The 14,213-nt window shown below is 62.5% G+C and carries 14 protein-coding genes; 8 read left to right on the forward strand and 6 right to left on the reverse strand.

What is annotated here, in order from left to right; all coding sequences use genetic code 11:
- Positions 1-739: ABC transporter permease (locus BG842_RS06205; RefSeq protein WP_069450099.1), on the reverse strand; the 739-nt coding region annotated here is incomplete at its 3' end.
- 39 nt (positions 740-778) lie between these two features.
- Positions 779-1,708: an ABC transporter ATP-binding protein gene (locus BG842_RS06210; RefSeq protein ID WP_069450100.1), complete on the reverse strand. Its 930-nt coding sequence runs from the start codon at positions 1,706-1,708 to the stop codon at positions 779-781.
- 80 nt (positions 1,709-1,788) lie between these two features.
- Here BG842_RS06210 and BG842_RS06215 point away from each other — a divergent pair, with 80 nt between their 5' ends.
- Positions 1,789-2,475 carry a hypothetical protein gene (locus BG842_RS06215; protein ID WP_069450101.1) on the forward strand — a complete coding sequence of 229 codons (687 nt, stop codon included), beginning with the start codon at positions 1,789-1,791 and terminating at the stop codon, positions 2,473-2,475.
- 20 nt (positions 2,476-2,495) lie between these two features.
- Complete coding sequence (locus BG842_RS06220; protein WP_069450102.1) at positions 2,496-4,577, forward strand: caspase family protein; 2,082 nt, start codon at positions 2,496-2,498, stop codon at positions 4,575-4,577.
- Here BG842_RS06220 and BG842_RS32450 read toward each other — a convergent pair whose 3' ends face one another.
- The gene (locus BG842_RS32450; protein ID WP_256388505.1) at positions 4,578-4,712 is read right to left on the reverse strand and encodes a hypothetical protein; all 135 of its coding nucleotides are present in this window, start codon (positions 4,710-4,712) and stop codon (positions 4,578-4,580) included.
- A gap of 108 nt (positions 4,713-4,820) precedes the next feature.
- A complete protein-coding gene (locus BG842_RS06225) occupies positions 4,821-5,171 on the reverse strand; it encodes a histidine kinase (RefSeq protein WP_069450103.1) in 351 nt (116 codons plus the stop codon).
- Positions 5,172-5,626: 455 nt separating this feature from the next.
- Between BG842_RS06225 and BG842_RS06230 the strand changes: the two genes are divergently transcribed.
- Both BG842_RS06230 and BG842_RS06235 read left to right on the forward strand, forming a co-directional pair.
- The gene (locus tag BG842_RS06230) at positions 5,627-6,400 is read left to right on the forward strand and encodes an AAA family ATPase (RefSeq protein WP_069450104.1); all 774 of its coding nucleotides are present in this window, start codon (positions 5,627-5,629) and stop codon (positions 6,398-6,400) included.
- On the forward strand, positions 6,397-6,942 hold the full coding sequence (locus tag BG842_RS06235) for a hypothetical protein (RefSeq protein WP_069450105.1): 546 nt from the start codon (positions 6,397-6,399) through the stop codon (positions 6,940-6,942). Before BG842_RS06230 ends, BG842_RS06235 begins: the two co-directional genes overlap by 4 nt.
- A 9-nt stretch (positions 6,943-6,951) precedes the next feature.
- On the opposite strand, the gene BG842_RS06240 is transcribed toward BG842_RS06235, so the two are convergent.
- Together BG842_RS06240 and BG842_RS06245 are read right to left on the reverse strand one after the other, a co-directional pair.
- A complete protein-coding gene (locus BG842_RS06240; protein WP_007982057.1) occupies positions 6,952-7,704 on the reverse strand; it encodes a creatininase family protein in 753 nt (250 codons plus the stop codon).
- Positions 7,701-9,089 carry a M28 family metallopeptidase gene (locus BG842_RS06245; protein WP_069450106.1) on the reverse strand — a complete coding sequence of 463 codons (1,389 nt, stop codon included), beginning with the start codon at positions 9,087-9,089 and terminating at the stop codon, positions 7,701-7,703. The genes BG842_RS06240 and BG842_RS06245 overlap by 4 nt, the downstream gene beginning before the upstream one ends.
- 108 nt (positions 9,090-9,197) lie before the next feature.
- Between BG842_RS06245 and BG842_RS06250 the strand changes: the two genes are divergently transcribed.
- The 4 genes from BG842_RS06250 to BG842_RS06265 all read left to right on the forward strand — a co-directional run.
- Positions 9,198-10,718, forward strand: a complete 1,521-nt coding sequence (locus BG842_RS06250; protein WP_254662943.1) for a metallopeptidase TldD-related protein — start codon at positions 9,198-9,200, stop codon at positions 10,716-10,718.
- Positions 10,719-10,878: 160 nt separating this feature from the next.
- A complete protein-coding gene (locus BG842_RS06255; protein WP_069450108.1) occupies positions 10,879-12,492 on the forward strand; it encodes an ABC transporter substrate-binding protein in 1,614 nt (537 codons plus the stop codon).
- 35 nt (positions 12,493-12,527) lie between these two features.
- Positions 12,528-13,505: an ABC transporter permease gene (locus BG842_RS06260; protein ID WP_069450109.1), complete on the forward strand. Its 978-nt coding sequence runs from the start codon at positions 12,528-12,530 to the stop codon at positions 13,503-13,505.
- Positions 13,498-14,213: ABC transporter permease (locus BG842_RS06265; RefSeq protein ID WP_069450110.1), on the forward strand; the 716-nt coding region annotated here is incomplete at its 3' end. The genes BG842_RS06260 and BG842_RS06265, both read left to right, overlap by 8 nt.

The following is a 14,213-nucleotide window of genomic DNA, read 5'->3' on the forward strand; positions in this document are numbered from 1 at the left end:
CGACGGCGAGCACCGCGAAATCGTCGGCGGACACGGTTCCGTCGGTCAGTATCTTCCCCACGTCGAAGTAGCGGGTGAACGCGAAATCTCCGATCCATTCGTAATCCGTCCCGAAGGTGACGGTATCGACGAGGAACATTCCGAATATCGCGCCGACGCCGACCGTCCGGGCGCGGCGTGCCGTGTCGAATCGAACCGAGGCGACCATCCCGAGGCTCGCGCACGCGAGGAAGTAGACGATGGAGTAGGCGTGCAGGGCGAGCAGGTATCCGGGGTCGAGGAACTCGCCGATGAACTCGACGCTGACGTACACCGAGAGGAAGGTGAACGCGTTGACGGCGAGCATGCTCGGAATGAGCGCGAGGTATTTTCCCATGACGAGGCGGGTCCGCGTGACCGGGTGGGCGAGCACCAGTTCGAGCGTGCCGTTCTCCATCTCCTTTGCGACGCTCGAAGCACCGGCGTACGCGTAGTAGATTCCGAGACCGAGGAGCCACGCGATTTGATAGAACTGCGAGGCGAGGTAGCCGTCGATGGTCGTGATGCTATCGACGTCGCCGATGAACGCGCGACGTGCCTCCTCCGGCAAGTTCTGGATGTACGCATCGAGGTTGACGCCGGACTGCTGAATCGAGGGGAACAGCGCGATGGTGAGCACGACGAAGGCGATGAGCGACCCCGACAGCAACAGCGTTCCGCGGACGCGCCGCCCCATCTCGAAGTTCGTTATCTCGAACATCGCTCCGGCCCTCTTCCCGTTCGAAGTTGCATGGCTCCTTCACTCTCCCCCGTAAAACTCCATGAACACGTCTTCGAGCGAGGTCTCCTCGACCTCCAAATCCAGAACCGAGTAGCGGTCGAGCACGTCCACGAGGCCGTCGAAGTTCTCGGTGACGACCAGCCGGTAGTAGCCGTCCGGGTCGAGGTCGCTGCTTAGCGCCCCGTCGAACAGCAGGTCGTCCAGCGGCGGGTCCTCCGCGAGGTCGAGGCGCACGATTTTGCCGCTTTTGGCCAGCAGTTCGCCGATGTTCTCCAGCGCGACGAGTCGCCCGTCGCGGATGATTCCCACGCGGTCACACACCTTTCGAACCTCGCTGAGGACGTGCGTCGAGAACAGCACCGTGACGCCGCGGTCGCGCTCCGCGAGCAACAGTTCGTACAGGGCGTTCTGTGCGAGCGGGTCGAGTCCCGCCGTCGGCTCGTCCATGATGAGGAGGTCCGGGTCGTGCATGAACGCCTGCACGAGCGCGAGTTTCTGTCGGTTTCCGCGGGAGTAGTTCTTAACGGCTCGGTCGATGGGGACCGGAAACCGGTCGAGCAACTCCTCGCGACGCTCGTCGCCGGACAGCGTGGCGAAGTAATCGAGCAACTCCGCTCCGGTGACGTTCTCGTAGACGGTCGCGTCGCCGGGGACGTAGCCGATTCGGCCTTCCACGCTTCGCGTTCGCTCGGTGATTGTGTGTCCGAGAACCTGCGCGGTCCCGCTCGTCGGCTTCAGCAGGCCGAGCAGGAGTCGAATCGCGGTCGATTTTCCCGCCCCGTTCGGCCCGAGAAAGCCGAATATCTCGCCCGATTCGACGGTGAACGTCAGGTCCTCGACGCCGCGAACGTCTCCGTAATACTTGGTCAACTCCTCGATGGCGATGGGTTCCGGCGCGGACACCGACGAATGAACGCCCGCGAGCGACTTATACGGTTCGCCGAACATATCGGAACCACGATTTGTTTCTCGGCAGAGTTGACCGAGCTCCAGAAACTTTATTTCAACATCTGACTTTCTCCTTACTAATGGTTTCTCGCCTCAAGTTTCGAAACGAGTCGGGCGAGGGTTCCGCCGTCCGGGACGTGACGTTCAGGGAGTGGCTTTCCGGGTTGAAAGTCAGTGGCAGTAACCTGCTCGTCACGGGCGAGGTTCCCGAAACCACCAGCGCCGAGTTTAGCCAGACGCTCTTCGGACAGGGGAGACGAACGCGCATCCTCGGACTCCTCAATCCGGCGACGCCCGCCGCCGAGTCGTATCTCCCGGGTTCGCCCGACAGTCCGGGGACGCAAATCATCGACCGACGGCCGGACGACCGCGGGACGACGACGACCTGTTCGAACGTCCACCGTCCGATGGTCGACCGCCAGACGTTTCGCTCGGAGATCGTCTCCGCCATCGGCGTCCACGAGGAGCGAAACGGCGGCTTCGAACCCGCCGAGTTGCGCCTCGGTGTCGATTCGGTCGAGCTGTTGGAGGTGAACGACGACCTCGTTTCGGTCGGACAGTTCCTCCGGGGGCTTACCGCCCTCGTTCGCGGCGTTCACGGAATGGCACACTATCACCTTCGCGTCCCGGATGATGACCCGTTGGTGAAGGAACTATCGCCGCTGTTCGACGCCCGTATCGAACTTCGGAAACGACCGGGATGGGCCGAACAACGGTGGCACGTCCCGGAACTCGGTGAGACTACCCACTGGGTAGAATTATCATAGCCGACCATACTACTGTTACCATGGAGTTTCGGCGGCACGCGGAACACGACGGACTCGACATCCACGACCCCATCGAGAACGTTCGGTTCGCGCTGTTTACGTCCGCGTCCGTCGACCCGACGCCGGTCGATACGTCGCCGTTTTACTTTCCGGTCGATGCCGCCGTCGAAATCGTGACGCCGATGCTCGAAGTCCCGAAAGCCGTGCCCGTCACGGTTCGCCAACAGGACGGGACGATGATGGTCGAGACGTCGGACGAACGGGACCGAACCCTCGGTTCGGACGCGTATCTCGTCGAGGTGAGTACGGCACCGATGAAGCTCTACTTCCTCGTCGACGGACGAATGACCATCGGGCACGGCGACGATACCGTTCGCTTTTCGTTCGACGCGACGACGGCGGTTCGCGTCGGCGCGCGCTCCTTTCACGACCGCCCGGCGGGGACGATAACCGTCACGGACGACGTTCGTGACGTGATGCGCGCCGTCTCGCTGTTCGGGTCGGCGCTGAAGACGTTCTCGCCGGAACGGTCGTTTCCGACGCTCCGCGGCCATCCACCGCTCGTCGAACGAGGTGAGACGTTTTCCGTGCCGAACGGACTCGGACCGGCGGCGACGGACGTCGAACTGGTCGTTCCACCCGACCGCGAACACGTCTTCCCCGTCGTCTCGCTCGCGTACTATCTCGGTGCGACGGTCGTTCCGGGGCACGACCCGCGTCTCGTCGCGGGGTCGTTCGAGCGGTCGCTCGACGGACCCGGCGGCTACGTCGAAACGGTCAACCGCGTCCTCAGACAGACGTTCTTTCTCGACTGTCTCACGCGGACGGAAGGGTACTACAAGGTCGAACTGCACGAGCGCGAGCGGGTCGAACCGCTGGTGGACCTCGATTTCGCCGACCTGTACGACCGACCGCTCCCGGAGCGTCTCGCGGATTATCTGTCCGTTCCGTTCGAAACCTTCGAACCGCACATCCCGAACTGGCGGTTGGGCGTCGACCTAACGCCGACGGTCCAAAACGCCGAGTACATGCCGCACATCGCTCGTGACCTCGCGCTCGTTCGCATTCCCGACAAACCGACCTCGAAGACGGTCAAACCGATGTCCGACGCACAGTCGGAGTTCTTCCGTGCGCCCTCGTCGGAGGTCTTGGTCCGCGGAACGAGCGGATGGGACACCGTAGACGGTCGGGACGTGTTTCAGGTGGACCCGATGCCGAACGTGATCGGGCAGGCGTGGGCCGGTCCGGGGTATCCGCTCACGGTCAACAAACTCGACGTGAGCGCGCTTCGACAGCGTATCGACCGTCGCCCGTCGAACGAAACTATCGATATTCACGTCGTCTGCAACGACGAGCACATGCGGGAGGAAGATGTCGTTCGAGAACTGTACGGGTTGCGCGACCTGCTTGATTTCGACGTGACCGCCCACTACGACCTGTCACGGGACGAGCTTACCGACCTGTTAGCGAAACCGGCGGACTTCATCCACTACATCGGCCACGTCGATGAGAACGGTATCCTGTGTGCCGACGGGTCGCTCGACGTGAAATCGATCTCCGAAGTTGGCGTCTCCGCGTTTCTCTTGAACGCCTGCCAATCCTACGAACAGGGACGCGAACTGATCACGAAGGGAAGCCGCGGCGGTGTCGTGACGCTCTCGCCGGTCGGGAATCCGATGGCGACGGAACTCGGACGGACGCTGGCCCGTCTCCTGAACTGCGGCTTTCCGCTTCGAGCGGCGCTGTCGATAGCACAGCGACACTCGGCACACGGCTATCAGTACACCGTCTTGGGCGACGGCGGGTTGTCGCTCGTCCAGAGCGAGCGAGCGAATCCGCAACACCTGAAAATCGAACGAATTGGGAAGGACCGCTTCGAAGTCGAGGTCAGTACGTATCCCACTGACCTGTTCGGTTTCGGCTCGCACAACAATTTCCACCCCAGTTGGTCCCAGCAACGATATCTCACCTCCGCACCGACGACGACGCTCACGTTGTCCGGGGAGGAACTCCACGCCGAGTTCTCCGACCAACTCATACCGATCGAAGCCAACGGGGAACTGCGGTGGAGTGACGAGCTGCGTCTATCCGAAATCGAATAGTTACGGCCCGCTGTTTCCTCCGCTCCCGGCGAGTACCGTTCCGAACTGCAACACCAGCAAGCTGAGGGTGAACAGGACGCCGAGCAATCGGGGGTGATCTGCTAGTTTGCCAAGTACCGCGTCTTTTTGCGACATCACGAGAGAACAGTATTTTCGATGCGAATTATAATTTTTTTAATAATACATAACAAATATTAATTACAATTATTACAATTAAATTGTATTAATTCGTATTGGGCGTTCTCATTGGGAGAATCCATCGATAGCGTCCGAAATGGGGTCTTTGAGTTCGTGGATTACCTCGTCGAGTTCGTCGGAGAGCCGCTGGAGCAGCCGGGCGTGCGTCGTCGTGGCGAGCGTATATTTGGGGTGTGGACCGTCCGTTTCTACCGTTTTCACCAGTTCGAGTTCGAGGAGGTCGTCCCGGTGGGCCGTCCACGTGCTCGGCGCGGTTCCGGCGTGGTCTACCAACTCCGTCGCGCTGAAACTCTCGTTCGGGTCGTCCGCGAGTACCGCGAGAAACTTCATTCGCGCCGGATAGGTGAACACCTGTGCGAGGGGAGGGGCGGTGAGGTCGGCCTCGGAGGGACGCATATGGTATGCTATTCCATGTTTGTTTGAAAACAGTGTCGAAGTTCGTTTGAAAAAGAAAGAGATTAACATACGGCCAAATAGATGGAAAATTTTTAGACAATGTGGTCTATATAGTTCCTTGGATGCGTGAGACGTGCACGAATCGCCGGTACGAACGCACGCCACTCTCCGCTGGTCACCGCCACTCAACCAGTACTGGAGTACGTCAAACTGCGACACACCGCTCGTATCGGCGGCCGTGTCGGCACGCATCCTGTCACTGCCTACCGGCCGGGATACTTCGCCACACCTGACCGGTCGCACCTTTTGTTTGGTCTCCTCTGACGGTTTCGTGCGTCGGTTTCACCGTTGAATCGGCGCGTCCCCCGCTTTCATCAGTGTCTTCCTCTCGCCGTTCCTTTATCCGTCGTGGAAATACCTGTATTTTTAACTGATGACGACCGGAGTCTAAAACGATGGTCGAGGCGTTTGCGGTCGCGAGCGGGAAAGGTGGCACCGGCAAGACCACGAGCACGCTCTCCCTCGGGATGGCGCTGGCCGAGGAGTACGACGTGACGGTCGTCGATGCCGACACTGGCATGGCGAACCTCCTGTTTCACACGGGACTGACCGACGCGGAGACGACGCTCCACGACTTGCTCATCGGGGACAGCGACGCGTCGGTCGAAGAGGCCGTCTACGAACGGTTCGGGATGCGCGTCGTCCCCTGTGGAACGAGCCTCGCCGCGTTCGAGCGTGCCGACCCGGACCGGTTACAGGACGTCGTGGCGACGCTGGCCGCGGAGACGGACGTGCTCTTGCTCGACTCGCCCGCCGCGCTCGGAAGCAAGAGCGCGATTCTCCCCATCGTCCTCGCCGACCGAATCGTCGTCGTCCTCCAACCAACAATTCCCTCCCTGAGCGACGGCCTGAAGGTCCAAGAGTACGCTCGCTCGTACGGCACCGGAACCGCGGGGGTGCTGTTCAACAAGGTTCACGACGACGAGGACGTGCGTCCGATAGCGGACAAGAGCGAGCGGTATTTCGACGGGCCGACGCTCGCGGCGGTCCCCGACGACCACGCGGCGCGGGCGGCCCGTCGAGCGGGAAAACCGCTCCTCGCGCACGCGCCCGAGAGCGCGGCCGCGAGCGCCTACCGCGACGCCGCCGCGACCCTCGACGTTCGGACCGGCGAGTCGGAACGCGTCGCCAAACGCTTCCGCAGTGCGGTCATCCCCGACGCACCATGACGAGCCCACACGGCGAACTGGTCCGTTCCCGCGTCGTCAGCGACCCGTCGACAGCGCTCGCCACCGCGCTGGAACGCGGCCTCACCGGTCACGCCGTCTTCAAACCCCAAGACTCGCTCCTCCTCGACGCGGACGGGTACGGCGTGCTGACCTTCGAGGGCGGCATCCCCGTGCAGGCCCATCACACCAGGACGGGCCGCGGCGGACCGGCGGCCGTCGCCGACCTCGCCGTTCCCGGACCGTACAGCGTCGAACTCTATCGACAACCCGTGGACGAACGCGAGACGACCCATGGAGCGGACGACCGGACGATTCCGCCGGGAATGCCCGCCGAACGGCTGGCGGGCGACCCGCAACTGGCCGCGAGAACGCGGGCGCGTGCGCCGGAACGACCGACGTCCGACACGGAAACGACCCCGACTAGCGCCGTGGAAGCGTTCCTCGAAGACGAGGAGAAAATCGCGGCCATTCGGAAGCAGGCGAAACGAGAGGCCGAGCGGCGGGCCGAGGAGTGGGGATTGGACGACCAACTGGACCCGTAGCGGCCCGCACTACTCCTGTTCGATGTCCGATTTCAGCGCCGAGAGGATGATGTCGGTCGTCTCGGCGACGACCTCTTCGAGGAACTCGGGGTCCGATTGGGTCGGGTCGCCGCGTCCGCCCTGCTCCGTGATGTCGTCGAAGTAGGTGTACTTGCGTGCCTCGAACCGTGCCTTTCGAACCTGTGGCTCCTTCTTCTCGGTCTTCACGAGGTCGGGATAGAACAGTTCGATGACGCTCGTCTCGTGGTCGCCCGCGTGGCCCCACTCGTCGCCGAACCGCTCTTCCAACCGGTCCCGTGCGAAATTCGTCCAGTGGACGAGCGACGTTTTGACGCCGTGGTCGCGCTGAATCCTGTCCGCGGCGAGCGTGAGCGGCGCGTTGTTCCCGCCGTGGCAGTTGACGATGGCGAGTCGCTCGGCCCCGTGTTCCGCGATGGATTCGCCGATGTCCTCGATGACGCGCTGGTAGGTGTCGCTCGACAGCGTGACGGTCCCGGCGTAGTTCATGTGGTGTTCGGAGTAGCCGTAGGGCAGGGTCGGTAGTCGAACCATCGACAGGTCGCGGTCCGGTGCCGCCTCGACGAGTTCCCGCGAGAGGGATTCGGCACGGAGCGTATCCACCGTCACCGGGAGGTGGAGGGAGTGTTGTTCGACGCTTCCGGTCGGGAGGACGACGAAATCGGCGTCGGGAATCGCTTCTTCGGCGTCTTCCCACGTCATCCCGCCGAGGTCGTACGGTTCGTAGTCGAGTCGAACCGTCATCGGTCCGCCTCCGCCGCTGGTTCCGCGTCCGCCGTTGCAGCGTCGTCGAACGGCCAACTGCCGGAGTTTCGCATCCCCTCCTCGAATCCCTGTTCGACAGTCGCATCGCGGATGTCCGCGACGGATTTGTGCGGGATGTCCCGGTCTTCCTCCGCGAGTTTGAGCACGGCCGCCGTGAAGACGACGGAGAGGTCACGGAGGTCGCGGACGTCGAGTTTGTCGAGCGTATCCCCGTGGGTGTGTCCCCAACCGCGCCCGCTTTCGCCCGCTATCGACCGCCCTTGCATGCCCGCGACGCCCTTCTGGACGAACGGCCAGTGATCGCTGTGCGGGCGGATGCCGTCGTGGATTTCGACCGGGACGTCGAGTTCGTCGCGCACCTCCGCGAACGCCTCGCCCATCGGGTCGAATCCGTGCGTGTACACGTCGGCGGTGCGCGAGTATCCCGCGCCGTCCATGTTGAAAATGCACTTTACCGCGTCCATGTCGTGCGTCTCGGCCCAGTGGTACGCGCCGAACAGGCCGACCTCCTCGGCACCGAAGACGAGACAGCGGACCCGCGTTTCGAGGGCGTCTTCCATCTCGACCAGCAGGCGGCCGATTTCGGCGACGAGCACCGTCCCGACGCCGTTGTCGTTCGCGCCTTCGCCGACGTCGTGGGCATCGACGTGCGCGGTGACGAGCACTTCCTCGTCGGTGTCCGGACCGACGACGGCCTCGATGTTGCGCGAGTTCGTCGGTTCGTTCCGGCAGTTCACCGCGAGTCGCGCGGTCGTTTCGCCGCTGCCGCAGTATCGGACGAGTCTGTCGCCGACTTCCTTCGAGACGCCGACGGCGGGGATGTCGCCGGGGCCGTCTTCCTTCCCGATGCTTCCCGTCGGCGGGAGGTTCCCCTCCAAGTGGTTGCGAAAGAGGAAGCCGACCGCGCCGCCCCGCGCCGCGGCACCGTACTTCTCCGCGCGGTGAATCCAGCGGCCGTAGTCGTCCGGGGTCATGCTCGACGCCATGATGAGTTTGCCCTCGACGTCGGCCGCCTCGAAGTCCTCCGGAAGCCCGTAGCCGACGTCGACCAGTTCCGCCTCCACGTCGCCGCTCGGCGTTCCGGGTAGGGCGACGGTTTCGTGTTGCGCGTCGAACTCGTGCGTCCGGTCGTGTTCGACGGTCAGTGCGCTCGACTCGCGCCACCAACCGGGAATCTCGAACTCGGAGATGGTCGCATCGCGGAGGCCGTTCGCTTCGAACGCCTCCTGTACGAGGTCCGCCCCTTCCGCCTCTCCGTCCTGTCCGGCCATCCGATTGTCGAGATCGACGAGGTTACAGAGGAGGTTCCAGTGTCGCGTGCTCGTGTACGCATCGCCAACGATTGTCGTGGGTAGTGTTGTCATTTTATGTGGTAGTGTTTACGATTGGTTCCGGGTGTGATGTACGTTTGGTTCGAAGAAATCCGTGCACTCGTGGGTCGGATTTTAGGAGTCCCCCGCGAAGGAGGTGGTATGGACGAGACGGAGGACGGACCCGATGTGGGGGACGAACTCGACGTCGCGGAGTGGATTCTCTCGCGGTTCGATTCCGACGACGAAGTGGCCGTCGCGGAAGTGGGATATCTCGACAGAACGCAGACTACTGGGTCGGCGACTCCGGCCGAGGTTCGCTCCGCCGATGACCTCTCGAACGAGGGCATCTGGTGGCGCGTGTTCGTGGAGGGAAGCGCTGACTATCGGTTCACGACGTCGTTTTCGGAATCCCATCTGGAAGACCTGATGGAGCGGTCGATTCGGTCGGCCCGCGTCTTGGACCAGCGCGTCCCCGTCAAGTACGACCCGGGGACGGTCCATCAGGCGGTTCACCCGGGATGGACGGTCGACGGGTCGCTGTCCGACTCCGCGGCGACCGAAAAACTCGCGGCCGTCAGGTCGGCGTTCGCGGCGTCGATGGACGGCCTCGCGGTGGACCGCGCGGCCGTCTCGTACCGCGACGAGCGGTTGTCGTCGGTCCTGTTGACGACGACCGGGACGACGGTCCGAACGTCGCTCGAACGAGCGTCGGTCGAAACGGTCGTCGCGCCGACGAACGCGGAGAAGGTCCAGCGTCATTTCGGAACGACCACCGGACCCGCGTTCTTCGACGCGCTTCCCGGCCACTTCGACGAACTGGCGGCGGCGGTACGGGAGCGGGCGGAGTACCCTCCGCTCGACGACGCTGAGACGACGAGTATCGAGGGCGACGGCGACGCGGATGTCGTGTTCGGCCCGCGGGCGGCGGCGGCGTTGTTCCACCACGTCGCGCACTATCTGGAGATGGACGCGGCGTATCTCGGGTCGAGTCCCTTCTCCGTCGGTGACCGATTCGGCCCGGCGGGACTCGACGTCGAGGATTGCGTTCACGCCGGGTCGTGGGCGGCGTTGGGATACGACGCCGAGGGAAAACCGACGACGCCGGTGACGTTGGTGTCCGACGGCATCGTCCGGAACTTCCTCCACGATACGGTGTCCGCCATCGAGGAAGAGACGGTCCCGATGGGGTCCGTGGTTCCGAGCGTCGGTTACGAACGGCCGCCGCGGATTCACGCCCGTCATCTGGACGTCGCCGCCGGGTCCGCTTCGCGGGCGTCGCTTCTCGACGGGGCGGACGTGTACGTCGAATCGGTCGAGACGCCGCGAATCGAGAACGAGGCCACGCGAACGAAGCGCGCGAGTTCGATGCCGCCGAGCGTCCTGTACGCGAAGGACATCGCGGCGACGACGCCCAGCGAGTTCGAGGACGAGGCGACGACACAGGAACTAACCTTCCCGGTTCGACTCGGCTACACGGTGGACGGGAGCGAGCGCGGAAAGCGGTTCACGGGCGGAGCGGTGACGGTTCCTCTCGGTGCACTCCGTTCGATAACGGGTATCAGCGACGTCCGCGAAACGGTGACCGGCGTCTGCTCCAAACACCGGTCGATGATTCCGTACGCCGTCACCGCGCCGTCGATTCGGTTTTCGATGCGTTTTTCAAATCTGAGGATATGTTAGTGTAAATTTCCGCATTCGATAACGTATTCAGAAATATGTTCCATTTCTCTCTTCTGATTTGTAATATATTGTCAGTTTTGTTTATATAGTAGGCATGCCTGGTAATTAATGACAAATGCCAAGTGGTAACATGGATGTCAAACGACGTGACTTTTTAAAGATGACCACCGCAACCGGCGTCGGTGGAATGGCCGCGCTCGCCGGTTGCAGCGGTTCCAATGACGACAACGGCGGCGGTGGTGGAAGTGGCGGCGACAAGCTACCCCAATACACCTACCTCAACAACCCCGCGAACTACAACCCCGCGCGCCACGACGCCATCAACCTCGTGGGCGACCAGCTCACAAAAGTCGGACTCGACACCAAGGTGCAGGTGTTCGAGTGGGGCACCCTCTACACGAAAATCACCGAGGAGTTCAACTTCTCCTTCGCAACGTGGTCACGTGGTCTCGGCATCGACCCCGGTCGTCGGATGCCCGAGCAGTTCCACTCCTCGAACACGGGGAAGGGCCAGGGCAACTTCACCGGCTACACCAACAAGGACCTCGACCCGAAGCTGATGGAACAGCTGCAGATGAAAGACGAACAAAAGCGCATCGACACGCTGTTCGACATTCAGAAGACCATCAACGAGGACGTCCCGATGCACCCCATCGTTCAGATGCCCAACATCGTGGCGTACAACAAAAATCAGGTCAGCGGGTGGACCGACCACATCGCGGGCTACTTCCACTTCGAACCGATGACCAACATCGAAGTGAACAACAGCAAAAAGGAGCTTCGCGGCTCGTGGGCCGAGACCCTCGGCACGCTCAGCGTTCTCGGTTACAACAACGAGACGAAACTCATCCACCAGTTCGAGATGCTGTACGACAAGCTCGTGCGCATCAACTCGAAACTCGAAGCCGACCCGAAACTGAGTCTGGCGACCGATTGGGAGCGCCCGGACAACAAGACGGTGAAGTACAAGATTCGGGAGGGCCACAAGTGGCACGACGGCGAGGACCTGACGCCGGAGGACGTGAAGTTCACGCTCGACTACATCCAGGAAAACGAGATTCCGCTCTACTCCACGCAGTGGGAGATGTACGACTCGGTGTCGGTGGACGGTCAGTGGGTGACGGTGAACTTCAAGAACCCCGTCGGTCCGGTCCACAAACTGTTCTCCAACCAGATACCCATCGTGCCGAAGCACAAGTGGGAGAGCCGGAGCAACCCGGCCAAAGCGAACATCAAAGAGCCCGTCGGAAGCGGTCCGCTCCAGTTCGATTACTGGGACAAGGGCAGCGAACTGAGCCTGAAGAAGTACGAAGACCACTGGCGACCGGTCAAGTTCAACCGCCGCATCTGGCGCATCATCCCGGAGAGTTCGACCGTGTGGTCCCTGCTGAAGAAGGGGACGCTGAACTACCTGCCGTACACCCGCATCGGCAAACAGCTCAACGACAACCAGGACGCCTCGAACATCGGCGTGAAGTCCGCGCCCGGCGACGGCTGGTGGCACTTCAGCCAGAACACGCGCCAGAAGGGACTTGACGACAAGGCCGTCCGACAGGCCGCCGTCAACGCGATTCCCAAGAAGGCCATCAACGAGCAGATTCTCTACGGCTTCGCCACCGAGGGGTGGAACCTCGTCGGCGAATCGTTCGGCAAGTTCAGCAACCCGGACGTGAAGAAGTACCAGCCGGACGACGGCGTGAAAGCCGGGAAGCAGTCCCTCAAAGACGCCGGATACGTCATCGACGGCGACGGAATGGCACACTTCCCTAAGTAGAGCCGACCGACCAACAAAAATTTCGATACTAATAAATGGGTAAATTAGACTTCTTCGTCAGGCGCACCGTGCAGTTGGGAATCACGCTGTGGGCAGTCGCGACCGCGCTGTTCATGCTGTTTCGCCTCATGCCGGGCGACCCGACGTCGTACATCATTTCGCCCGGAATGACGCCCGCGGTTCGACAGCGGCTCATCGCGAGCTACGGGTTGAACGACCCGCTGTGGGTGCAGTACGTGCGGTACATACAGAACCTCCTGACGCTCGACCTCGGGCGCTCGTTCAAGACCAACGAGCGCGTCATCAACATGCTCGTCACGTACCTCCCGAACACGCTCGTCCTGATGCTGACCGCGTTCGTCGTGGCGTACATCATCGGCATCTCGCTCGGCGTCCTCACCGGCTGGTACCGTGGAACGCGGTTCGAGAAGACGACGGTCGTGACCGCGCTCGTCGGACGGAGCGTCCCCAGCTTCTGGATGGGCATCCTCGTCCTCTGGATCTTCGGCGCGAAACTCGGCATCATCCCGATGAGCGGGATGACGAGCCTCGGCTCCGGCCCGAAGAACTTCTGGGCGATGGTGTTCTCGCTCGATTTCCTCAAACACATGGTCGCGCCGGTCATCGTCCTCGCGTTCTACTACATGGGCTATCCGCTGCTCATCATGCGCAACAGCATGCTGGAAACCCTCTCGGAGGACTTCATCGACCTCTGCCGCGCGAAGGGACTGACGGAGCGCAAGATAATGTTCAACCACGCGGCCCGCAACGCTCTGTTGCCCGTGCTGACCGCCGCCGCCATCGCCATCGGCTACGCGGTGGGCGGCAGCGTCCTCATCGAGACGGTGTTCGGTTGGCCGGGCATCGGCCGCGAGATGATTCGCGCCGTGCTTCGACGCGACTACCCGGTGGCCCAGGGGACGTTCCTCGTCCTCGCACTGTCGGTCATCGTGATGAACTTCGTCGCCGACCTGCTGTACGGCGTCCTCGACCCACGGGTGACCTATGACTGAAACGATGAATCAGGAGCACGACGGTTCGATATTCGCGGACATCGACGAGGAGAGCGAGGAGCAGTTCAGCGCGTGGCAGCGCAACCTCCGCCTCTGGAAGGAGACGATAACCGAACAGTTCTCGATGCTCACCGAGGACCCGCTGGTCGTCGCCGCGATGGCTATCCTCGCGTTCTTCGGCATCGTCGCCGTCTTCGCGCCGTACATCGCGCCGTACGGACCGAAGGAACGCCTGATGGTGAACGCGCTCTTCGCCAAGTGGATCAAACCGTCCTTCCTCGGCGGGGAGGGCGGCTACATCCTCGGAACGACGGCGCAGGGCTACGACATCTTCAGCCAACTGGTGTACGGGGCGCGCCCCGCCATCATGGTCGGCCTCGTGGCCGCCGTGATGACCGTCGGCCTCGGAACGCTCGTCGGCCTCGTCAGCGGCTACTACGGCGGCTACGTGGACGACGTGCTCATGCGACTCGTGGACTTCGTGTACGGACTCCCGCTCCTGCCGACGGTCATCGTCCTCGTGACGGTGCTCGGGCCGGGACTGGAGAACATCATCCTCGCGTTCGTGCTTCTGCAGTGGCGCACGTCCGCCCGCGTCATCCGCGCGCTCGTCCTCTCGCTCCGCGAACGCTCGTTCGTCAAGGCGGCGAAGATTTCCGGGGCGAGCAACTGGCGCATCATCTCGCGGCACATCGCGCCGAACGTCCT

Origin of the sequence: Haladaptatus sp. W1 (assembly GCF_001723155.1) — an archaeon.
Lineage (GTDB): Archaea > Halobacteriota > Halobacteria > Halobacteriales > Haladaptataceae > Haladaptatus > Haladaptatus paucihalophilus.